Genomic DNA, 22251 nt, shown 5'->3' on the forward strand with positions numbered 1-22251 from the left:
CCGAGGGTCCGCCCGGTGCGCACCCGATCCGTACGTGCTCTCTCGTGGTTACTCGGGAACCGTAGGAGAGTGGCGGCTGACATGGAAGAACGCACTTTCCGGTGACTGGGGAACCTGAGGGTGACCAAGCAGTCCAAGGGCTCGCCCGAGGACGCGGACCTGAGGCGCGCGGACTCGCCGGCGCGGGAGACCCTCCCGGACGTCGCCGGCAGGTGGGCGCTCCCGATCACCGAGGCACCGGGCGAGCGCACCCCGCGCTCCAGCGAGCTGCGGGGCGAGGCCGGGGGCACCGGCCACGAGGTGCTCCCCCGGAACCTGAGCGCGCTGGAGCGCGACGGCCCGGTCGACCGGAAGGAGCACCCCACCGTGCCGCCGCGGGCCGGGCACACCCCCACCGAACCGGGCCGGGCCCTGCGGGAGACGGTGCGCACGATGTGCGACCGGACCCACCGGTTGCCTCGCGCACGTCGGGGCGTCCCGCCGCCGCTTCGGCACCTGACGGCTGAGACGCCCGGACCCGGAACCCCGGGCCACCGGACCTCACACGGCCCCGGCCCGCGCTGTGAGAGTGGCCCGGTTCACATGGCGTACCGGACGTGCCGCCGACACGATGGTCTTCGTCACCGCCGGCTGAAGGGATCACGAATGTTCCGCAAGGTGCTGGTCGCCAACCGCGGGGAGATTGCGATCCGGGCGTTCCGCGCGAGCTACGAGCTGGGCGCCCGTACCGTCGCGGTCTTCCCGCACGAGGACCGCAACTCGCTGCACCGCCTGAAGGCCGACGAGGCCTACGAGATCGGCGAGCCGGGACATCCGGTGCGGGCCTATCTCTCCGTCGAGGAGATCGTCCGCGCCGCGCGCCGCGCGGGCGCCGACGCGGTCTACCCGGGCTACGGATTCCTGTCCGAGAATCCCGAGCTGGCCCGCGCGTGCGAAGAGGCGGGCATCACGTTCGTCGGACCGAACGCCGGCATCCTGGAGCTGACCGGGAACAAGGCGCGCGCCGTGGCCGCCGCCCGGGAGGCGGGCGTGCCGGTCCTGGGCTCCTCGGCGCCCTCCACCGACGTGGACGAACTCGTCCGCGCCGCCGACGACATCGGCTTCCCCGTGTTCGTCAAGGCGGTCGCGGGCGGCGGCGGCCGCGGGATGCGCCGTGTCGAGGACCCCGCCCAGCTGAGGGAGGCCGTCGAGGCGGCGTCCCGGGAGGCGGCGTCCGCGTTCGGCGACCCCACCGTCTTCCTGGAGAAGGCCGTCGTCGAACCCCGCCACATCGAGGTGCAGATCCTCGCCGACGGGAACGGCGACGTCATTCACCTGTTCGAGCGGGACTGCTCGGTGCAGCGCCGCCACCAGAAGGTGATCGAGCTCGCGCCCGCACCGAACCTCGGCCCGGCGCTGCGCGAGCGGATCTGCGCCGACGCCGTGCGGTTCGCCCGCCGGATCGGCTACCGCAACGCCGGCACCGTGGAGTTCCTCCTCGACCGCGACGGCAACCACGTCTTCATCGAGATGAACCCGCGCATCCAGGTCGAGCACACGGTGACCGAGGAGGTCACCGACGTCGACCTGGTGCAGGCGCAGCTGCGCATCGCCGCCGGCGAGACGCTCGCCGACCTCGGTCTCGCCCAGGAGACCGTCACCCTGCGGGGCGCCGCGCTGCAGTGCCGCATCACCACCGAGGACCCGGCCAACGGCTTCCGTCCGGACACCGGCCGGATCAGCGCCTACCGCTCGCCCGGCGGCTCCGGCATCCGCCTGGACGGCGGCACCACCCACGCCGGTACCGAGATCAGCGCGCACTTCGACTCCATGCTGGTCAAACTGACCTGCCGGGGACGGGACTTCACCACCGCGGTGGGCCGTGCCCGGCGCGCGGTGGCCGAGTTCCGCATCCGCGGCGTGGCCACGAACATCCCGTTCCTGCAGGCGGTGCTGGACGACCCGGACTTCCAGGCCGGGCACGTCACGACGTCGTTCATCGAGCAGCGCCCGCAGCTGCTCACCGCACGCCACTCCGCCGACCGCGGCACGAAGCTGCTGACCTACCTCGCCGACGTCACGGTGAACAAGCCGCACGGCGAGCGGCCCGAGCTGGTCGACCCGCTGACCAAGCTGCCGCCGCTGCCCGCCGGCGAACCGCCGGCCGGCTCCCGGCAGCGGCTCGCCGAACTCGGCCCGGAGGGCTTCGCCCGCTGGCTGCGCGCCTCCCCGACCCTCGGCGTCACCGACACCACCTTCCGCGACGCCCACCAGTCGCTGCTGGCCACCCGGGTCCGCACCAAGGACCTGCTCGCCGTCGCCCCGGTGGTGGCCCGCACCCTGCCCGAGCTCCTCTCCCTGGAGTGCTGGGGCGGCGCCACGTACGACGTCGCCCTGCGCTTCCTCGCCGAGGACCCGTGGGAGCGCCTGGCCGCCCTGCGGGAGGCCGTGCCGAACATCTGCCTGCAGATGCTGCTGCGCGGCCGCAACACCGTCGGCTACACCCCGTACCCGACGGAGGTGACCGACGCCTTCGTCCAGGAGGCGGCGGCCACCGGCATCGACGTCTTCCGCATCTTCGACGCGCTGAACGACGTCTCCCAGATGCGGCCCGCCATCGACGCCGTACGCGAGACCGGCACGGCCGTCGCCGAGGTGGCCCTGTGCTACACCGCCGACCTGTCCGACCCCTCCGAGCGGCTCTACACCCTCGACTACTACCTGCGCCTGGCCGAGCAGATCGTCGAGGCGGGCGCCCACGTCCTGGCCGTCAAGGACATGGCCGGCCTGCTGCGGGCCCCCGCGGCGGCGACGCTGGTGTCGGCCCTGCGCCGGGAGTTCGACCTGCCGGTCCACCTGCACACCCACGACACCGCCGGCGGTCAGCTCGCCACCTACCTCGCGGCGGTCCGGGCCGGGGCGGACGCGGTCGACGGAGCGGTGGCCTCCATGGCGGGCACCACCTCGCAGCCGTCCCTGTCGGCGATCGTCGCCGCGACCGACCACTCGGAGCGGCCCACCGGCCTGGACCTGCGGGCCGTCGGCGACCTGGAGCCCTACTGGGAGAGCGTCCGCAAGGTCTACGCCCCCTTCGAGGCCGGCCTGGCCTCACCGACCGGCCGCGTCTACCACCACGAGATCCCCGGCGGGCAGCTCTCCAACCTGCGCACCCAGGCCATCGCGCTCGGCCTCGGCGACCGCTTCGAGGAGATCGAGGCGATGTACGCCGCCGCCGACCGGATGCTCGGCCGCCTGGTGAAGGTCACCCCCTCGTCGAAGGTGGTCGGCGACCTGGCCCTCCACCTGGTGGGCGCGGGCGTCTCCCCGCAGGACTTCGAGGCGGAGCCCGACCGGTTCGACATCCCCGACTCCGTCATCGGCTTCCTGCGCGGCGAGTTGGGCACCCCGCCCGGCGGCTGGCCCGAGCCGTTCCGGAGCAAGGCGCTGCGGGGCCGCGCCGAACCCAAGCCCGTGCGGGAACTGACCGCCGACGACCGCGCCGGGCTGGCGAAGGACCGCAGGGCGACCCTCAACCGGCTGCTGTTCCCCGGACCGACGCGCGAGTTCGAGACCCACCGGCAGTCCTTCGGCGACACCAGCGTCCTGGACAGCAAGGACTTCTTCTACGGGCTGCGCCCCGGCAAGGAGTACAGCGTCGACCTCGACCCCGGCGTGCGGCTGCTCATCGAACTCCAGGCCGTGGGCGACGCCGACGAGCGCGGCATGCGCACCGTGATGTCCACCCTGAACGGTCAGCTGCGGCCGATCCAGGTCCGCGACCGGGCGGCGGCCTCCGACGTGCCCGTCACGGAGAAGGCCGACCGGACCAATGCCGGCCACGTCGCGGCGCCCTTCGCCGGTGTGGTGACCCTCGCGGTCGCCGAGGGCGACGAGGTGGCGGCCGGGGACACGGTGGCCACCATCGAGGCGATGAAGATGGAAGCCGCGATCACCGCACCGAAGTCCGGCACGGTCGCCAGGCTGGCCATCAACCGCATCCAGCAGGTGGAGGGCGGCGATCTCCTCGTGGAACTCGCCTGACCCCTCGACCGGGCGCGCACCGCGGCGCGCGCCCGGGTGCCCGCTCCGGCCGGCCGCCGATCCGCGTCCGGCGAGGAAGCCCGTGGACCACCCGCTGCACCCCGACCGCACCCTCGACGAGCCGGACCCGCCCCGCCGGCCGGCGCCGACCGCCGACGCCACCCCCTGATCCGCGGGGTCCACGGGCCGCGGTGCGTGCCGCTGGACGAACTCCGTCCTGCGGGCCCGCGCGTTCTCGTCCCGCAGGGCGCGGCCCCGCCGTAGGTCCCGCCCCTCCGCGGTGCGCCCGCTGCTCGAGGAGCCGCTCCTGGACGCCTCCCACGGTCCGGGAGACCCGCTGTTCGCGTCCGTCGCGGCACCGGCGCGGGCCCGGGCCGTGCTCCCGGACCCGCGCCGAGCGGTTGTGCACCGTGACCGCGGCCCTGCCGGCCCGGCAGGCGAAGAAGTCCCCCGGGCCGTCGCCGCGGGCGTTTCCCGGGGTCGGAGCGGTACCACCGGTGAAATCCCCCGGAATGCGAACAGGCCTGCGACAGCAGGCCGTCGGGCGTAGGTTGTGGTCGACCGGACCATTCCCCGACTGACGACGGACGGTACCCATGACCGACCCTGCGCCGACGCACGGACCAACGCACCAGCAGATCGACACGTCGGTGCCGCACTCGGCCCGGATCTGGAACTACTGGCTGGGCGGGAAGGACAACTACCCCGTCGACGAGGAGGCCGGTGACGCGTACACGGCCGTCTTCCCCGGAATCGTCACCATCGCCCGCAGCAGCCGTGCCTTCCTGCGCCGCACCATCACCTACCTGGTCGGCGAGGCGGGCATCCGGCAGTTCCTGGACATCGGGACCGGCCTGCCCACGGCCGACAACACGCACGAGGTCGCCCAGCGCATCGCCCCCGAGTCCCGGATCGTCTACGTCGACAACGACCCGATGGTCCTCGCCCACGCCCGTGCCCTGCTCTACTCCACCCGGGAAGGTGCGACCGCCTACGTCGACGCCGACGTGCTGGACCCGGACCGCATCCTCACGGCCGCCGCCGAGACACTGGACCTCACCCGTCCCACCGCCCTCATCCTCAGCAACATCCTGGGCCATGTCGCCGACTACGACCAGGCGCGCTCCATCGTCACCCGCCTGATGGACGCACTGCCGTCCGGCAGCTACCTCGCCGTCAACGACGGTTCGCGGGGCATCGACCCGGTCTTCGAGCGGGCGCAGGACGCCTACAACGAGAGCGGCGCCGTCCCGTACCACCTGCGCACCGTCGACCAGATCACGGCGTTCTTCGACGGCCTGGAGCTCGTCGACCCCGGCGTCGTCCCGGTGCCCCTCTGGCGCCCGGACGACACCTCTCCCGCCCCGGAACCCATCGGTGAGCACGGCGGCCTCGCCCGCAAGCCCTGACACCCCGCTCGTACGAGGGCGGGGCGGCCGGATCCGCCCCGCCCGCCCGCGTACGACGGCACCGCGTCCTCGAGGCCTGCCGATTTTCGTTGGACAGCACCGGGTGCCGGCGGCGAGGGTGGACGGCATGCAGCAGGAGGAGATCTGGGACGCCGAGGCCGCCCGGCGCTACGACACGCCCGGCACCGGCATGTTCGCGCCCGAGGTGCTGGAACCGACGGTGGACTGCCTCGCCCGGCTCGCGGGGGAGGGGGCGGCGCTCGAGTTCGCCGTCGGCACCGGCCGGGTGGCCGTCCCGCTCGCCGGCCGAGGAGTGCCCGTCACCGGTATCGAGCTGTCACGGCCGATGGTGGAGCGGCTGCGCACCAAGGCGGACGAGGCGACGATCCCCGTGGTCATCGGTGACATGGCGACGACCGCCGCCCCCGGGGAGTACACCCTGGTCTACCTCGTCTACAACACGATCTCCAACCTGCTCACCCAGGCCGAGCAGGTCGAGTGCTTCCGCAACGCGGCCCGCCACCTCGGACCCGGCGGCCGGTTCGTGGTCGAGCTCTGGGTACCCGAGCTGCGGAAGCTCCCACCGGGCCAGACGGCCACCGTCTGGCACTCCGACCCGGGCTACATCGGCCTGGACACCTATGACGTCCTGCGCCAGCACGTCGTGTCGCACCACTTCCACTTCGACGGGACCGAGCAGGCCCGGCTGTTCCGCAGCCCTCACCGCTACGTCTGGCCGGCCGAGCTCGACCTCATGGCCCAGCTGGCCGGATTCGAGCTGGAGACCAGGCACGCGGACTGGAACGGCGCCGCGTTCACCGCCGAGTCGCGCTCCCACGTCTCCGTCTACCGCATCCCGCCCGCCCCGGTGGCGGCACCCGGGCAGGGAGTACCGCGGCGCCGGGGCGGTCAGTCCTGACGGCCGCGGCCGGTGAACATGTCGCGCAGGCGGTCGACCATGCCCGCGCCGGGGGCCATGAGTCTGTTCGCGGGCGGGGTGTCGGGAGCGGCCGGGTGGGGCCGGGTCGGGGCGGTCCTCTTCGCCGAGCGGACCTTGTCCCCGAGGTCGTCCAGCAGCCCGGCGGGGCTCGCGTCGGCCAGCAGGGGGAAGAGCCGGTCCTCCTCGTCCCGCACGTGCGCGGTGACCGACTGCTTCAACTGCGCGACGAGGGCGTCGAACCGGCCGTCGCCCGGGGTGCAGCTCTCCAGCTCCTTGAGCATCCGCTCGACCTCGGCGTGGTCGGCGATCTCCTTGTCGGCCAGGTCGTCGCCGTCGTCGACGTACCGGCGCACCGCCGGGTACAGGTGCGCCTCCTCGGCGACGGAGTGCCTCACGAGTTCGATGGTGAGCTGATCGGCGATCTCCCGCTGCCGGTCGTCGCCGGAGGGGAGCGCCTGGATCTTCTCGAAGAGCGCGTCGACCTCGCGGTGGTCGGTGGTCAGTTCCTCGATCACGTTTCCGCCGTGTCCCATCACGTCTTCCGTTCTCCTCGAGCCTGGACGGCTGTGCCGCAGCGGATCTTCCGGGTGTGCGTGGCGCCCAGCGCGATGCCGTCTCCCACCCGTCCCGCTGGTGCGGCAGGGAGTCGCTGTTCGGAGGCGCTGCGCACCACTACAGCAGCGCCGCGCGCCGTGTGCATCGTCGGCAGGGCCCGTTTGAGTTGCGCACGTGCGCCGGCCGGTGCGGGGAAACGGGGCGGGACGTGACCCCGCGGACCGGGCACGGACACCGCAGCCGACGGCCGGGCGAATCCCCCGCCGAGCGTCACGCCCCGTTCCCCCCGAGCTGACAGCACGGTCGTCGCCGGGGCACGGCGGGCACGGCCGGGGGAGGGACGCCCGGCCGCAGGGAACGGGCGGCTTGCTCGCCCCCGTCGGCCGGAGCCGGACCGCGGCGGGTGCCGAGGACCAGCGCGGCGAACGCGAGCGCCACGGGGGCGAGCCCGCGGCGGCGCCCGTCACGACGGGACGCGGGCGGGCCGGAAGCGGATCCGCCGCGTGGCGCGGCCGCCCCGCCAGGACGACGGGACCGACGGGCGGTTGTCAGTGGCGGGTGTCACGCTGGGGTCGGAGCGGACCTGTGAAAGGACATCGCGATGATCACCACTGACTTCGCCCCCGGTTCCCCCTGCTGGCTCGACCTGGGCGCCCCCGACGTCCGGGCCGCCGCGGCCTTCTACGGCGCGGTGCTGGGCTGGGACTACGAACCCATGGGGGAGGGGGAGGACGTGGAAGGCGGGATGTTCCGCAAGGACGGGAAGATCGTCGCCGGACTCGGCAAGCTCACGGAGGAAGGAGCGCGTTCGGCCTGGATGATCTACTACAGCGTCACCGACGCGGATGCCACGACCCGGGCCGTCGAGCGCGCGGGCGGCACCGTGCGCGTACCGCCGACGGACCTCGAGGAGTGGGGCCGGATGGCACAGTACAGCGACCCGCTGGGAGGCCAGTTCGCCGTCTGGCAGCCAGGGGACACCAAGGGGGTCGACCTGGTGGACGAGCCGGGCTCGCTGTCCTGGACCGAGCTGTACACGAGCGACGCGGCGGCCGCCAAGGAGTTCTACGGCGGTGTCCTCGGCTGGCGGTTCAGCGACACGGAGCTGCCGGGAGGCGGTGGCACGTACTCCCTCATCACCCCCGCGGAGCTGCCCGAGGAGCGGATGCACGGCGGCCTCATGGAGGTCCGCGAGGAGGACCTCGCCCTCGCGAACGGGCGGCCGTACTGGCACCCGGTCTTCGCCGTCGCCGACTGCGACGCCGCGGTCGCCGAGGTCACCGGGAACGGCGGGCGGGTGCAGATGGGCCCGGAGGACGCGGAGGGCGTCGGCCGGCTGGCCGTCTGCCTCGATCCGTCCGGCGCGGATTTCGTGGTGCTCACCCCGGCCCGGAGCTGAACCCGGCACGTCACTCCGGTGCAGGGCGGCCTCGAGGGGGCGGACGCGGTCGGTCCGCCCTGCCGGGGTCCGAGCAGCCCGGTGACCGGGGCCTCGCGCCGTCCGCGGCAGACCCGTCCGCGGCAGACCCGTCCGGGGACCGTCTTGCCCCGCCGGTCCCGCCGGGCGGACCGCCTCGAAGACCTCCGTGCCGCGCTCGTACGCGCGTGCCCGCACCCCACGGAGTGCGGGAGGACGACGATGACCGTCACCGCACAGGACGCGACCGAGGCGCTCGGGAGCCGGAGCGGTGCCTGCCGGACCTGTTCACGGTCGAGCCCGGTGCCACGGACGCCGAGCTCACCGAGGCGGAGCCCGCGCTGCCCGATGACGTACGCACCCTGCTGCGCGGCGTGACCGCCGTCCGGACAGGCGGGGACGGCCACCTTCACCTCGATCCCCGGCTCGCCCGAGTCGAACGCCGGTGGATGCGGGGGCCGGGCGAGGGGACCCGGGGGATCCCCTCCCTCGTGGCCGGTGACCACTCCTTCGTCGACGTGCACCCCGGAACCGGTGCGTGGGGCGCGGTGTTCTCCCGGGCCGCGGACTCCTTCGCGGGACGGGAGGGCGGAGGTCTCCGCTACCCCCTCGTCGACCTGCGCGCGCCGGAGCCGCCCCCGCCGATGGAGCCGGGGCCGACGGGCGGAAAATCCGAGGAGTCCGTGGGGCTCGGCCCGCAGCGGCGGTTCACCGTGGCCGTGCCCGACGGAGTCCGAGGGGCACGCCCCCGACGGGAGCGTGCGGTTCCTTGAAGCGTGCCGCCGGTCCGGCGGTCAGCTGACGTGGGCGGCGATGGTGCGCGCGCACAGCAGGGACTCGGTGTGCGTCGTGTCCACCTCCAGGTCGTAGAGCACCCCCTCGTGAACCACGTCCGCCTGCGACGCCGCCATCCCCGGGACGCGGTCTCCGCGCGCGATCTCGCGGCCCGCGGCGACCGTGCTCTCGCACCTGACGCCGACCCACAACACGGCCAGCCTGCCCAGCGCCTTCTGCCACCGCTGCTGGGACGCCGCCCCGCCCAGGAAGACGTCGTCGACGATGATCCTGGCGCCCGCACGGGCCATCGCCACGATGCCCTCCGTCCAGGCCGCCTCCAGCGTCCGGAAGTCCGCCCCGACGTTCACCCCTCCGTCCGCGGCGAACGTGATCCCCTCGTCCGACGCCTGCATTCTCGCGGGCAGGGAGTCGACGAACGAGTCGCACCCGAACGCCAGCCACGGATCCGGCAGTACGGCCTGCAGACACCGTACGATCCCGGACTTCCCCGAGCTGGAACCACCGTTGAGGATGATCATCTGAGTCGTCACCGTGCCACAGTAGGGCGTGTCCCACCCGGCACGAAACGGATTTCGGCGGAGCGGCGACGGCGGACGGTTCGGCGCGCACATCGAAGGCCGGAGCCTCGTCCCGGAAGACAGGACGGTGTGATGCTCGATGTCACACGGTCTCTCCCGCACTGCTCTCCGTCGACGGCTGAGGGCCGTGTGCGAGCCGGTGGTCGTGACGGACCACGAGACCGGTCCGCCCGTCGACGGAACGGGTGTGCAGGGCGGTGCGCGGACGGCGGGCCAGCACGGTGAGCAGGCTGCGGGCGGCCCGGGCACTGCCGTGCACCGGCTCGACCAGAGCCCGGACCTTGCCCTGCGCCCGGAGACCGTGGGAAGCGGCACACCTCCCCTGACCCGGTGGGACACACCGTGTCACTTCTTGTGTCCGGCCTTCCCGGCTCGGCTCGGGGCACCGCGAGCACGCCAGGCCCGGGCGTTGCGGCTGATCCCGGCGCAGCAGGGCGAGTGGACGGGTGCGTTGCCGCCGCCCGCCTTCGCCTCGGCGGACGGCAAGACGCGCCACTCGGTGCCGACGCGGGCGAGGACCGGATGGACGTCAGCGGGCTGCGGCAGGTCGGCCACGACATGCGGGGCGGCTCCCGGCCGGTCCTGATGACCTTCGACGACAAGGACGCCCGCAGGCTCGCGGAACCGGCCGCGCGGGCGGCGGGACGGCAGCCGCCCCGCGACCAGGACGCCCTCCCGCTCGGTGACCGGCTGCTCAGCGCCCCGCGGTCGCCGAGGGCGGGAACCACAGCGGACGGGGCCGGCCCGGCCGGACGGACCCCGGCGCCGTGCCCCACCCGCGGAACGCGAGTGGACGGGCGTCCACCGGAGCAGAATGCAGTGGTGCGTGAGACGGCGTCAGGAACGTGGTGGCCGACTCCGGGACGTCGTGACGTCGGGGCGCGGGAGGAACCGGGGACGGGTGCGGACCCGGACGCCGCGTCAGGTGACGGAGGGTCACTCACGGTCCGCCTCCCGCCCGGTGACGGTCCCACCCCTACTCGACCTGGAGAAGGCATGAAGCCCAGATCCCGACCTGCTCTCCGCGGCGGCCGTGTCACCGCCGCGCTCGCGGCCGTCCTGCTGGCGACGTCGGCACCGGCGGCAGCCGCGGATGCCGACGCCCCCGGTGCCCATGCCCCGGCGGTGCCGCTGCGGGTGGCGACCTACAACATTCACGCCGGGGCCGGCGAGGACCAGGTCTTCGACCTCGACCGCACCGCGGAGGCCATACGTGGTCTGCGCGCCGACGTGGTCGGCCTCCAGGAGGTCGACGTGCACTGGGGCGCCCGCAGCGACTTCGTCGACGAGGCCCGCGCGCTGGCCGAGAAGCTGGACATGCGGGTGTTCTTCGCACCGATCTACGACATGGACCCGGCCACCCAGGGCGGGGAGCGGCGGCAGTTCGGCGTCGCCGTGCTGAGCCGCTATCCGTTGCTCTACGCCGAGAACCACGAGATCACCCGGCTCTCCACCCAGACGCCCGACCCGGTGCCGGCCCCGGCGCCCGGCTTCGCCGAGGTGGTGGTCAACGTGAGGGGCTCGCACGTGCACGTCTACACCACGCACCTGGACTACCGGGCCGACCCGTCGGTCCGCGCGGCCCAGGTGGCGGACATGCTCGATGTGCTCGCCGCCGATCGCGGACCGAAGGTCCTGGTCGGCGACTTCAACGCCGAGGCGGCGGCTCCCGAGTTGGCACCGCTGTGGCGGCACCTGCGGGACGCCGCCCCCAGGAGCGGCGGGACGTACCCGGCGATCGACCCGGTCAAGCGCATCGACCTGGTCACCGTCTCGCCGGACATCACGGTGGCCGGGGCCCGGACGGTGGCGAGCGCGGCCTCGGACCACCGTCCCGTGGTCACGGACCTGAAGCTCCACCGGCGCGGCCGCTGAACGAGGACGGCGGGAAGGCCGGCCGGTCGGGCGGGCGGATCACTCCTGCTCGGAGACGCTCATCTCGCCCAGCAGCGACCAGTCGTCCTGCGGGATCGACGTGTTCACGATCCGGGGCGTCTCGGCCAGATGGGGCGGCAGGGTCCGCTGTGCGGTCCTGAAGTGCTCGGACTGCACGTGGGCCGCCCCCGCCTCGTCGTTGCGGAAGGCCTCGACCAGGACGTACTCCGTCGGGTCCTCGACACTGCGGGACCAGTCGAACCACAGGCAGCCCGGCTCACTGCGGGTGGCCGCGGTGAAGTCCGCGGTGATCTGCGGCCACTGGTCGGCGTACTCGGGACGGACACGGAACTTGGCGGTGATGAAGATCATCGGACTCCCTCATCGGTTCTCTGCACCGCCGGTCCGGGCCGGCTCCGGCTCGACGAATCCGGCGGAACACCGTCGTAGCCGCGAGTCGGGTCGGACACGGCAGGCTGCGATGATCGTAACCGACGTGGGATCCACCGCGGCGGTTCCCTCCCGGCGGTGTCGAACCGGCGCACGGCCCCCGGCCCGGCGCCCGGCCCCGGTACGGCACGCAGGCGTACGGGGGCGGTGACCGCGGATCCCGGCAGGCGTGGGGCCCGGCAACCGGGGACTGCCTCCCGCCGGAGCGTCGGGCCGGCCGGGACGAGGCGGCCTGCGGCGCCACCGCACCCGAAGGGCCGGGAACACGCCGGGCAGACCGTCGAGCCCGTCTTCCAGCCAGGGGAAACACCCGTGGGACCGCGACCGCGACCGCGCCGCGGCGAACGGCGTGTCCCGTGACGTGAAGGGCCTGCGGAAGGTGCGACACCGTGTCGGCCGAGGACGCGGCCCCCGTGTACGGGACCGGCGGGCATCACGGGCCGGCGAGCTGGGGGACAGTGGCCGGGACGCTCCGGGAAGCCTGGTCGTCCACCGTTCCCGAGGGCGCCCCGGTGACGACCACCGAGCCCGAGCGCGTCGTCGAGGCCGACGGGGAGAGGACCGGCAGCCGTCCGGTGGCGCCGGCGGGCTGCCGGTCGATGACGTTGACGCGGTTGCAGGCGTTGATGACGGCGATCAGGGAGACCGACGCGACGAGCCGGTCCTCGTCGTAGTGCTCGGCCGCGTCCGCCCAGGCCTCGTCCGTGACCCCACCGGCGGCGTCCTCGGTGTGCATGTCGGCGCAGAACCCGCAGCCGTTGATCTGGCCGGCCCGGATCTTCACCAGTTCCTGGGTCGCGGCCGGCAGCCCCGAGCCGGCCACCACCTTGTTCGCCGAGTTGGTGTGCTTGAGGAGCTTGGCCCCGAGGGCGTTGCCGAAGAAGTCGAGACGCGCGTCCACGGTGTGCTCCTCCTCGCAGTGTTGCGGTTGCGCCCTGATGACCGGACAGCTCCGCACACCGTGACGGCGACCGGGGTGTGACCTGTGTCTGATCGGTGCGGTCGTCGGCGTAAGGGGCCCGCCACTTTCGGACGCCTGGCGGGTGCGGGTGCCGAAGACGCCTTCCAGAATCAAGTGGCTGACCGGAAGAGAGTTTCGAAGACGGATGGGCCGGGCGGCCCGGAGGACGCTCACGGACATCCGCGCAGAGCCCTCGAAGCCGTGGCCGCCCGACGCATCGGCCCCCATCGCACAGCAAGGCCCGAGCGCACCATGACCCAGAACAGACACCACGACACCGCTGCCGCCATCCTCCCCCTGGTCGGAGGCGCGCAGAACGTGACGTCGGTGGCCCACTGCATGACCCGGCTGAGGCTGGGGTTGCGGGATCGATCCCTCGTGCAGGACGAGCGCCTCAAGGCGCTTCCCGCGGTCATGGGCGTCGTCGAGGACGACACCTACCAGATCGTGCTGGGGCCGGGGACGGTGGCGCGCGTCACCCCGGAGTTCGAGGCCATGGTCGAAGCGGCGGGCGCCGGGGCCGGGGCGGCCCCTCCCGGGCCGACCGCCCCGGACCGCGGATCCGGTCCCATGGCGGCCGAGGCGCTCGCGGCGCGGGGAGCAGCGCTCAGGGCGGAGCGGAAGGCGAAGAACGCCACGCCCCTCAAGCTCTTCCTGCGCCGCATCGCGAACATCTTCGTGCCGCTGATCCCCGCGCTCATCGGCTGCGGCATCATCGCGGGTCTGAACGGCCTCCTCGTCAACCTGCACTGGCTGCCGGGAGTCACCCCGGCCCTCGCCGCCGTGGCTTCGGGGTTCATGGCGCTGATCGCCGTCTTCGTCGGCCACAACACGGCTGCGGAGTTCGGCGGTACCCCGATCCTGGGTGGAGCCACCGCGGCGGTCATCGTCTACGCCGGAGTGGCCGACGTCGAGGCGTTCGGCCGGCAGCTCTCACCGGGACAGGGCGGTGTGCTGGGCGCCCTGGGCGCCGCATGGCTCGGCGTGTGCGTGGAGAAGTGGTGCCGTCGCCGGGTTCCCGAGTCCGTCGACGTCCTGGTGACGCCCACAGTCACCGTACTCGTGGCCGGACTGGCGACCCTCTTCGGGCTGATGTTCCTCGCCGGTGCGGTCTCCACCGTGACCGGCGAGGCCGCCGACCGGCTCCTGTCCCACGGCGGGGCGGTCGCCGGGTTCCTCCTCGGAGGACTCTTCCTGCCGCTGGTCATGCTGGGGCTGCACCAGGCCCTGATCCCCCTGCACACGACCCTGATCGAGGGGGCGGGCTTCACCGTCCTGCTGCCGGTCCTCGCGATGGCGGGTGCGGGACAGGTCGGTGCGGCGATCGCGATCTACTGCCGGCTTCCCCACAGCACCTCGATCCGGAGCACCGTCAGGTCCGCACTCTGGCCCGGCTTCCTCGGCGTCGGGGAGCCTCTCATCTACGGAGTGACCCTTCCCCTGGGGCGCCCGTTCGTCACGGCCTGCACGGGCGGCGCCTTCGGCGGCGCGTTCGTCGGCCTCTTCAACCAACTGGGCACGGACGTGGGTTCCACCGCGATCGGGCCCTCGGGCTGGGCGCTCTTCCCCCTGCTCGACGGCAACCACGGCCCGGGACGGACGGTCGCCGTCTACGCCGCCGGTCTGGCCGTCGGTTACGCGGCCGGCTTCCTCGCGACCTATTACTTCGGTTTCACGAAGACCATGCTCACGGAACTCGACGCGGCGCCGGCCCCTCCGGCGGACGGGGGCGCCGCTCCCGCGGACCGGGTGGCCGAGGGGACCTGACGGACCGGGGCGTCGCCGAGGCCGGCAGCCCCCACGAGCCGCGGGTGGGGCTGGGGACGCGCCGGTGGCAGGCGAGCGTGGTGGACGCCGAGACCGCCGGCACCCCGAGTTCGCGGGCGGCGACCGCGTCCCACGGGCAGGCGCTGCCGTGGACGATCAGGCCGGGCCGGACGCGGCGCAGGCCGGTGAGCACCGTGGGCAGCACGCGGACGGCGGTGCGTGCGAGCGCGTCCGTCAGGGTGACCGGCATCGACGGATCGGGGAGCGCCGGACCACCGCCCGGCACCACCTCGGACCTCGTTGTCAGCGGCCTGCTCTACAGTTCCCGGCACTTGATCACTGCGGGTGCGGGAGGCACGCATGGGGTGGGTGTCGGCCGGCGGCTACGAGGTCGCCCTCGACGACGGCAAGGTGGTGTGCCGCAACGCGGCCGGGCGGCGGCTGAAGTCCGTACCGCCCAGGATCGCCGACGATCCGGCGGTGGTGGGGCTGCGTCAGCTCGCCGAGTGGCTGGAGCGGCACGAACGGCAGTGCCTGGCCGACGTGGAGCGGTGGATGGTGCGCTCGCTGCCGGTGCCGTTCGAGGTCCTGGCGCGGGTGTGGCCGGACCCGGCCTGGCAGGCCGCCCTGCGCGACCTGGTGGTCACGGGAGCGGACGGCACGGTGGCCGGGTTCCTGCGGGACGCCGACCCCGAGCGAGGCCTCGGCCTGGTCGACCTCGACGGCGACACCGTACGTCTCACCCCCGGCCTGGTCCGCCTGCCGCACCCGGTGCTCCTCGACGAGCTGGAGGAACTGCGTGAGTTCGCCGTCGAGATAGGCATCGAGCAGCGCGCCCGGCAGCTCTTCCGCGAGGTGTGGCACCGGCCCGCGGCGCTCGACGCCGAGGCCGACTCCGTCGAGGACTACGCGGGCGGCGCCTTCAAGGAACTGAGGTTCCTGCACGGCCGCGCGACCCAGCTGGGTTACCGCGTGCGCGCGGGCCACGCCGTGTGCTCCGTGCTGGAGGACGGCCGCGCAGTCGAGGCCCGGGTGTGGGTCGGCGACTACGACGGCTACGAGGAGACGGAGACCGGGCCCCTGGTGTTCACCGACCCGGCGGGCCGGGTGCTGAAGCTCGGCCGGGTCGGGCCGGTGGCCTGGTCGGAGGGCATGCGCATGGCGGCCGCGCTGTACGCCGGGCGTGACATCGAGGACGAGGAGCGTGCGGCATGACGACGTACGACGGCATCACGTACGACGAGGCCACCTCCGCCGCGCTGCTCGACGCCGGCGCCGTACTGCCCCCGGGCACCACGGACCGCGAGGACGCCGACGTCCTCACCGTCCGCACGTACACCCACACCGCGCTGGACGGGCGGAAGGTCGTGCGACTGGTGCCGGGCACGCTCGGCGAGGCGGAGGACCTCGCCCTGGACTTCCTCGGACTGGCCCGCGAGCCGGAGACCCGCGAGGTCGGTCAGGTGCGCCGGGAGACCCTCGGCTTCCCCGCGTGGGCGCTGGTCAACGACCCGGCGAACGGACACCACGCGCTGGCGCTGGTCAAGGACGTCGAGCGGCTCGCCCGGCAGGCCAAGTCCCGTCCCGGCACCGCCAAGGAGGGCTTCGAGGCGCTCGGGGAGCGGCTCGGCCGGGCCGTGCCGCACTTCCTGCCCACTTTCTACGAGCAGGCCGCCCGCGTCTTCCTCCAGCACGAGAACACCACGTACGCGGCGGCCTTCTTCGGCAAGGCCCGTGAGGCGGAACGGGTGCACGCGCTGACCGTGGACGAGGAGCGGCAGCGGGCCGTGTTCCTGGAGTTCGCCTTCGCCGGGGCGCTGACGGTCAAGGCGCTCAAGGAGCACGTGAAGGCCCTCGCGGCACGGCTCACCCCGGCCGAGGCCTGGACGCAGTTCCGGCAGCTGACCGTGGAGCGCTGCGCGGCCGGCACGCCGCCGTACGCGTCGCTGCCCCAGGACGCGCGCGCCCTGATCAAGGCGGCGGGACTGAACCGGGTCACCGAGGAGTGCGCCCTGGTCGCGGACCTGCTCGCGTCACCCGCGGCGGTCCGGGCCCCCGCGTCCTTCTGGAACGCCTACCGGGCGACGCTCGTCGTCCTGGCCGGGCAGCAGCCCGCCGTGCGGACCCGGCTGCTGGAGATCATGCCGGCCGGGCTGGGCCGCTCCACCGGGGACGACGAGTTCTGGCTGGAGCTGCTCGCCGAGACCGGCGCCGACCGGCTGCTGACGGGCGAGGACGGGGCGGCGGACGCGGTCGACGCGGCGGACTGGCTCAGCCGCTGGGCCCTGCACCGCAAGCACGGCGGCACGGTCAGCGACCGCTCGCCCGCCACCCTCGCGCTCGTGGAGCGCATGGCTCCGCGCCTGCGCGACCAGGGCCGCCCCGTCGACCTCTTCACCGGCCGCTGGCACGCCGGCGCCGACCTCGACCTGCTGGACCTGTGCGTGGCGCAGGACGTGCCGCTCACTCCGCCCGGTGCCGACCAGGGCGTCCACCTCGCCCTCGACCGGTGGCTGATGGACACCCGGCCCGGCCGGCGCGACCTGACGGCCGTCGCGGCGGACCGGCACGGCCGCCGCATGCTCTACGACGCCGTCGGCAACCGGCACCGCCGGCACACCGGCCGAGGGGCGCTGGAGGGGATCGCCGGCCACCCCGTGCTCGCCGACGTGCTCCGGGAGTGGCTCGACGACGCCGCCGGCGAACTGGACGGCGCGGCCGGTCTGGCGGCCGCCCGCGCGGCGCTCGAGCGGCTGAGCCCGTTCCGCGGGATCGCCGCACGGATCAGCCCGGGGGCCGTCGCCCGGGCCGCCGCACTCGACGTCGCACCACTGCTCGGCAACACCCTGCGCGCCGGGATCCCGGACGAACTGGGCTGGCCCGCCCTCGACGAGGCGCTGCGCCGGCTCGACGCCGGGACCCGGCGCGACGGCGAGGACACCCTCGCCGTCCACGAGGCCTGGCCGGCCCTGGTCCTCTCCCGCAGGCACAAGGCGATCGTCGTGGGTCCGCAGGACGTCCTGCTGGAACACGACCTGCGGCTGCCGGTCGAGCTGGGCCGCTGGCAGCGGCCGTCGTTCCGCTACGCGGACGGCGAACTGCTGGTGATGTGGCACCACGACGGCAAGCAGTACGGCTACTGGTCGTCCCGCCCCACCGAGGTGTTCCCGCTCGGCGGCGAGAAGCTCCCGCACTGGTACGGCGGCGGCGACGCGGGCGAGACCTCGATCCCGCTGCCGGGCGGCGGCCGCGCCACCGGCGGGCGCGCCCTGCACGCCGGCGACACGGTCGTGCCGCCCGGCCGCCGCGTCCTCGGGGACGGCACCTCGTACTGGCGCCAGGGCCGGCAGGGGCGGCAGCAGGTGTGGCTCGAGTACGACCCGGCCACCGGCACGCACGGGCGTGCCTCGCTGCCCGCGTTCCTGAGGTCCGGCATCCGCGAGGGCGCCACCCTGCTCCAGCAGCACTGCGCCGTGCTGCCCCTGCAACCCGGCCTGGAGCACAGCCCGTTCGGCACCGACGGCACGGTCCTCGGCCGCTGGGTGCGCGCCGAGGGCGACGGCGACGAGGCCCGTACCACCGTCGGCACGCCGGACGGGCGTACCGTCACCCTCCCGACGGCACACGGCCGGACACCGGGCGTTCCGGTCGGTGCGCTGCGGCTGCCCGGTGGCGTCGAGCCCCTGGTCGTCGCCCACTACCGCCAGGTCATCCTGTACACGACCGACGACACCACAGGTGTGCGGGAACTGGGCCGGCTGACACCGCTGGAACGCGGCGGCGAGTTCGCCGCCGGCACACGACTCGTGCCGCCGGTCGACTTCTGGCACGCGCTGCGGCCGCGCGACGAGGGTGCCTCGGCGCTCCTGCGGGCGCTGAGCGACGAGCAGGCGGACGAGCTGCTGCGCGCCGGGGCCCGGGCGCTGGCGGAGTGGCGGGCTGAGGCCGCGGCGGCGGCCGAACGGGCGAAGGCGGCGGGCGGCCCGGGGACCGGGGCACGGAACACCGCGGGGACCACCGCCGACGAGCCCGCCGTCCCCGCCGCCGACGAGGTCCTGCGGGAGACCGTCTCCCGCTGCCTGCCCGCCCTCACCGAGCCCCACCTGCTCACCGGTGTCGCCGCCCTCGTGCGCGCGGTGCTGCGCCTGGCGGAGTCCGTCGCCACGTTCGTGACGCCCCCGGTGGAGCAGTCCGAGGCGGACCGCAGGCGTGTCGAGGGCATGTTCGTCGACTACAGCCCCGAGAACGGCGACGACCAGACGCTGCGCGAGGCGACCACCGGTCTCGCCGAACTGCAGGGCTGGTGGGGCGGCGGGCAGCGCTGGAGCGCGCTGCGTCAGATCCGCGCCGTGAACCACGTCCTGTCCGGGAAGCCCGCCGACGGCAAGCCCCTGCCCGGGTCCGCCCGGCTCGCCGGGACCGCCGACGGGTGGCGCAGCGACGAGTTCACCGTTCCGGGCATCGGCGCGGTGTGGCCGTCCGTGCTGAGCGTGCTGCGCCCGCTCGCCTACCGTGCCGCCTCACCGACCGTGACGGAGACGCACCGCCAGGCGCTGCTGCTGCTGTTCGAGGCGGTCACGGAGGGTCCGCTGGCCGCGCCCGGGGGCGCGCTGCGCGAGGTCGTGCTGAGCGAGCCGTACGGCAAGCAGGAGCGTGTGGGCCAGGTGCTGCGCCGGGAAGGCCGCACCGTCGTCGTCCTCGGCTGCCAGAACGCCGACCGCCACAACGGGCGCGTGAGCTGGCTGGCACTGGACCACGACCCGGCCGGCGTGTTCGGTGCGGTCGCGCACCTCACGCTGGAGAGGGAGAGCGCGTACCCGCCGGTGTTCCCGGCCGACGCGCTGGCCGCGGTGACCGGGCTGATCCGGGAGAAGGGGCCCGCGCCCTGGCAGCCGGAGGCACCCGCGCTCCTGGCCGCCGCGACACGGGGCGGGCTGGGACCCGCGCAGGCGGCCCTGCTGCTCGCCGGGAGGCCGTCCCAGCTCACCGACGAGGTGATCGCCGCCACCGGACTGAAGCCGCGTCAGAAGCAGCTCGGCGACGCGCTGCTGGGCTCGCTGGAGTCCCGTGACCGGGCGGCGCTCATCGGCGCGCTGCTGCCCGAGGACCCCGCCGACCTGTGGACGGCCGGACCGGACACGGAAGCGGCGGCCCGGGTGTGGGCCGAACGCCTCGACGGGATCGTCCGCCTGCCCGAGGACCTCGCCGGGGAGCTCTCCCTGGCGGGACTGTCCACCGGCTCCGCCGAGGAGGTGCTCAACCCGCACCGCACCCCCTGGATCAGCCGCACCACGGTGCAGCGGCCCGACAAGGACGGCAACCTGGCGCCGGAGGACCCCGCGGCGCTGCCCGGGCGGTACGGCCTGACGCATGCCGTGACCGCCCTGGCCGGGCTCGCCTACTCCCTGCCGTACGGGCACCCCCTGCGCGCCGCCTTGCCGGAGGGGCTCGCCGCGCTGCGCCGCCGCGTCGCGGACCCCGGGCTGCTGCTCGACCTCGACCTGGGGTGGACCGAGAAGGGCACGTCGACCGCCGCCGAGCTGCGCAAGGCGTACGGACTGCCCGCCACCGGCGGCGCCGACGCGCACGGCCTGACCCACGTCGGCGAGGCGCTGGTGCTGCGCCCCTGGTACGGCGACCAGGAGGCCGTCCTGGTGCGCGCAGGCGCCCTCACCAGGGCGGACGACCCCGTGTTCGGACTGGTCGAGGGACTCGTCGGGCCCGGGCGGGGCGAGGGCGTGCGGGCGCTGCGGACGATCCTGGACGACGGACTCGCCCGCGCCCTCGCGGCCGGAACGGATCCCGAAGGACCCACCGGATACGCCCAGGACCCGACCCTCGGCGTGCCCGACCTGGTCGCCGAGGTCGCCGGGACCCACGGCCTGGGCGAGGACGCGGCGGCGCTCTACCTCCAACTGCTGGCCCTGCCCGACCCGACGGACCGCAACCGCGCCCGCTGGACGGGCTGGAAGCCCGCCCGCGCCAAGAAGGCCCGGGCCGAACTGGCGGCCACCGGCCTGGTCGTGGAGGCGAAGCGGTCCCGCGCCGGACGCACCCTCTTCCTGCCGTGCGGCTGGCTGGACCTGAGGTCCCCCGCGCTGCCGGTGGAGATCTGGAAGCAGGGCCTCTACCCGATCCGCGGCCACTCCCGCGCGGTGCCGCTGCTGCCGGTGCCCGAGCTGTTCACGCGCGCGTGGGACCGCGTCCGCGCCGGTGACGCCCCGGCCTACGAGGAACTCACCACCCGCGCCACCCGCAAGGGCCGCCGCCGATGACCACCGTCCACCCGCACCCGGAAGAACCCGCACCGATGACCACCACCCTCCCTCCCGCCCCGGCCCGCCAGATCGTCCCGCCCGAGGACCGGTACGCGGCCGAACTGGCCTTCCTCGCCGCGTACGACGACGGGCCGCGCCCGCCCGCGTGGCGGCTCACCCCGCGCGCCGTCGTCACGTTCGTCATGGGCAGCGACGGCCGGGCCCTGAAGCTGCCCGACGGTGCCGAGGCGCCCGACGGGGTGCCGCGCCGCCTGGTGATCGAGGGCAAGTTCGTCGGTGACCGGGCGCTGGTCGAGCGGTGCGTGGTGACCCTCGCCGGGGAGCGCGGCCTGCTGCTCGTCGGCGAGCCCGGCACCGCCAAGTCGATGCTGTCGGAGCTGCTCTCCGCCGCCGTGTGCGGCACCAGCGGCCTGGTCGTGCAGGGCACCGCCGGCACCACCGAGGACCAGCTCAAGTACGGCTGGAACTACGCGCTGCTGCTGGCGCAGGGGCCCACCCGGCAGGCGCTCGTGCCGTCCCCCGTCATGACCGCCATGTCCCGGGGCGCCGTCGCCCGCGTCGAGGAGGTCACCCGCTGCCTGCCCGAAGTGCAGGACTCGCTGGTGTCGTTGCTCTCCGAGCGGCGGATCGCCGTGCCCGAACTGGCGGGCACCGAGGACGCCCTGGCACACGCGGCGCCCGGCTTCACCCTCATCGCCACCGCCAACCTCCGCGACAAGGGCGTCTCCGAGATGTCCGCGGCCCTCAAACGCCGCTTCAACTTCGAGACGGTCGGCCCCATCGGGGACCTCGACGCGGAGACCGCGCTGGTGCGCGGCCAGGCGCGGGCGTCCGTGGAGCGGGCCGGGGCGCCGTTCCAGGTCGACGACGCCGTGCTGGAGGCCCTGGTCACCGCGTTCCGGGACCTGCGTGAGGGCCGGTCGGCGGAGGGCTGGGAGGTGGAGCGGCCGTCGACGGTGATGAGCACCGCGGAGGCCGTGTCCGTCGCCGGCGCGCTCGCTCTCGCGGCGGCGTACTTCCCGGGTGACCGCGACGTGCTCGGACTGCTGCCCGGTCACCTGCTCGGCGTGGTCCGCAAGGACGACCCCGCCGACGCCGCCCGGCTGCGCGGCTACTGGGACGGCCCCGTCCGGCGCCGCGCCGAGCAGGGGTCCGCCACCTGGCGCACCCTGTGGGACCTGCGCACGGTCCTGGAGGGCTGAC

The 22251-nt window shown here is 74.3% G+C and carries 14 protein-coding genes and 2 pseudogenes; 11 read left to right on the forward strand and 5 right to left on the reverse strand.

The window, feature by feature from the left end:
• Nucleotides 1-120: 120 nt before the first annotated feature.
• The 4 genes and pseudogenes from FHS37_RS41040 to FHS37_RS15525 all read left to right on the forward strand — a co-directional run.
• Nucleotides 121-432, forward strand: a pseudogene (locus FHS37_RS41040) (winged helix-turn-helix transcriptional regulator); the annotation flags it as partial.
• 213 nt (nt 433-645) lie between these two features.
• Nucleotides 646-4020 (forward strand): pyruvate carboxylase, encoded by a 3375-nt coding sequence (locus tag FHS37_RS15515; RefSeq protein ID WP_229889873.1) that lies wholly within the window; start codon nt 646-648, stop codon nt 4018-4020.
• Between the two features lie 596 nt (nt 4021-4616).
• Nucleotides 4617-5429, forward strand: a complete 813-nt coding sequence (locus FHS37_RS15520) for an SAM-dependent methyltransferase (RefSeq protein WP_184821501.1) — start codon at nt 4617-4619, stop codon at nt 5427-5429.
• A 127-nt stretch (nt 5430-5556) separates the two neighbouring features.
• The gene (locus FHS37_RS15525; RefSeq protein ID WP_184821502.1) at nt 5557-6348 is read left to right on the forward strand and encodes a class I SAM-dependent methyltransferase; all 792 of its coding nucleotides are present in this window, start codon (nt 5557-5559) and stop codon (nt 6346-6348) included.
• Here FHS37_RS15525 and FHS37_RS15530 read toward each other — a convergent pair.
• Nucleotides 6339-6902 carry a hemerythrin domain-containing protein gene (locus tag FHS37_RS15530; protein ID WP_184821503.1) on the reverse strand — a complete coding sequence of 188 codons (564 nt, stop codon included), beginning with the start codon at nt 6900-6902 and terminating at the stop codon, nt 6339-6341. The two genes, FHS37_RS15525 and FHS37_RS15530, sit on opposite strands and share 10 nt — an antisense overlap.
• A gap of 623 nt (nt 6903-7525) precedes the next feature.
• Here FHS37_RS15530 and FHS37_RS15535 point away from each other — a divergent pair.
• Entirely contained in the window at nt 7526-8323 is a 798-nt protein-coding gene (locus tag FHS37_RS15535) for a VOC family protein (protein WP_184821504.1), read from the forward strand.
• Between the two features lie 206 nt (nt 8324-8529).
• Complete coding sequence (locus tag FHS37_RS15540) at nt 8530-9114, forward strand: hypothetical protein (protein ID WP_184821505.1); 585 nt, start codon at nt 8530-8532, stop codon at nt 9112-9114.
• Nucleotides 9115-9135: 21 nt separating this feature from the next.
• Here the strand turns inward: FHS37_RS15540 and cpt are convergent, their stop codons facing one another.
• Nucleotides 9136-9669: a chloramphenicol phosphotransferase CPT gene (gene cpt, locus FHS37_RS15545; RefSeq protein ID WP_229889872.1), complete on the reverse strand. Its 534-nt coding sequence runs from the start codon at nt 9667-9669 to the stop codon at nt 9136-9138.
• A gap of 130 nt (nt 9670-9799) precedes the next feature.
• Nucleotides 9800-9976: a hypothetical protein gene (locus FHS37_RS15550; RefSeq protein WP_184821506.1), complete on the reverse strand. Its 177-nt coding sequence runs from the start codon at nt 9974-9976 to the stop codon at nt 9800-9802.
• Nucleotides 9977-10713: 737 nt separating this feature from the next.
• Between FHS37_RS15550 and FHS37_RS15555 the strand changes: the two genes are divergently transcribed.
• Nucleotides 10714-11592, forward strand: a complete 879-nt coding sequence (locus tag FHS37_RS15555) for an endonuclease/exonuclease/phosphatase family protein (RefSeq protein ID WP_184821507.1) — start codon at nt 10714-10716, stop codon at nt 11590-11592.
• A gap of 39 nt (nt 11593-11631) precedes the next feature.
• On the opposite strand, the gene FHS37_RS15560 is transcribed toward FHS37_RS15555, so the two are convergent.
• Nucleotides 11632-11964, reverse strand: coding sequence for a putative quinol monooxygenase (locus FHS37_RS15560; protein WP_184821508.1), 333 nt, complete (start codon nt 11962-11964; stop codon nt 11632-11634).
• A gap of 658 nt (nt 11965-12622) precedes the next feature.
• Nucleotides 12623-12943 (reverse strand): annotated as a pseudogene (locus FHS37_RS39365) (carboxymuconolactone decarboxylase family protein); the annotation flags it as partial.
• Between the two features lie 312 nt (nt 12944-13255).
• On the opposite strand from FHS37_RS39365, the gene FHS37_RS15570 reads away from it, so the two are divergent.
• The 4 genes from FHS37_RS15570 (at nt 13256) to FHS37_RS15585 (ending at nt 22250) form a co-directional block, all read left to right on the forward strand.
• On the forward strand, nt 13256-14770 hold the full coding sequence (locus FHS37_RS15570; RefSeq protein ID WP_184821511.1) for a PTS transporter subunit EIIC: 1515 nt from the start codon (nt 13256-13258) through the stop codon (nt 14768-14770).
• Nucleotides 14771-15130: 360 nt separating this feature from the next.
• A complete protein-coding gene (locus FHS37_RS15575; RefSeq protein WP_184821513.1) occupies nt 15131-15985 on the forward strand; it encodes a DUF4132 domain-containing protein in 855 nt (284 codons plus the stop codon).
• Entirely contained in the window at nt 15982-21045 is a 5064-nt protein-coding gene (locus FHS37_RS15580; RefSeq protein ID WP_184821515.1) for a hypothetical protein, read from the forward strand. Before FHS37_RS15575 ends, FHS37_RS15580 begins: the two co-directional genes overlap by 4 nt.
• Nucleotides 21046-21080: 35 nt before the next feature.
• A complete protein-coding gene (locus FHS37_RS15585; protein ID WP_184821517.1) occupies nt 21081-22250 on the forward strand; it encodes an ATP-binding protein in 1170 nt (389 codons plus the stop codon).
• The last annotated feature ends 1 nt before the right edge of the window (nt 22251 follow it).

The organism is Streptomyces griseomycini (assembly GCF_014203535.1).
GTDB lineage: Bacteria > Actinomycetota > Actinomycetes > Streptomycetales > Streptomycetaceae > Streptomyces > Streptomyces griseomycini.

What these genes read in the sequence shown, in the direction of transcription:
- FHS37_RS15585 (WP_184821517.1), top strand. Translation starts at nt 21,081, where the DNA reads ATGACCACCACCCTCCCTCCCGCCCCGGCCCGCCAGATCGTCCCGCCC.
- FHS37_RS15520 (WP_184821501.1), top strand. Translation starts at nt 4,617, where the DNA reads ATGACCGACCCTGCGCCGACGCACGGACCAACGCACCAGCAGATCGAC.
- FHS37_RS15535 (WP_184821504.1), top strand. Translation starts at nt 7,526, where the DNA reads ATGATCACCACTGACTTCGCCCCCGGTTCCCCCTGCTGGCTCGACCTG.
- FHS37_RS15580 (WP_184821515.1), top strand. Translation starts at nt 15,982, where the DNA reads ATGACGACGTACGACGGCATCACGTACGACGAGGCCACCTCCGCCGCG.
- FHS37_RS15555 (WP_184821507.1), top strand. Translation starts at nt 10,714, where the DNA reads ATGAAGCCCAGATCCCGACCTGCTCTCCGCGGCGGCCGTGTCACCGCC.
- FHS37_RS15525 (WP_184821502.1), top strand. Translation starts at nt 5,557, where the DNA reads ATGCAGCAGGAGGAGATCTGGGACGCCGAGGCCGCCCGGCGCTACGAC.
- FHS37_RS15530 (WP_184821503.1), bottom strand. Translation starts at nt 6,902, where the DNA reads ATGGGACACGGCGGAAACGTGATCGAGGAACTGACCACCGACCACCGC.
- FHS37_RS15560 (WP_184821508.1), bottom strand. Translation starts at nt 11,964, where the DNA reads ATGATCTTCATCACCGCCAAGTTCCGTGTCCGTCCCGAGTACGCCGAC.
- FHS37_RS15575 (WP_184821513.1), top strand. Translation starts at nt 15,131, where the DNA reads ATGGGGTGGGTGTCGGCCGGCGGCTACGAGGTCGCCCTCGACGACGGC.
- FHS37_RS15570 (WP_184821511.1), top strand. Translation starts at nt 13,256, where the DNA reads ATGACCCAGAACAGACACCACGACACCGCTGCCGCCATCCTCCCCCTG.
- FHS37_RS15515 (WP_229889873.1), top strand. Translation starts at nt 646, where the DNA reads ATGTTCCGCAAGGTGCTGGTCGCCAACCGCGGGGAGATTGCGATCCGG.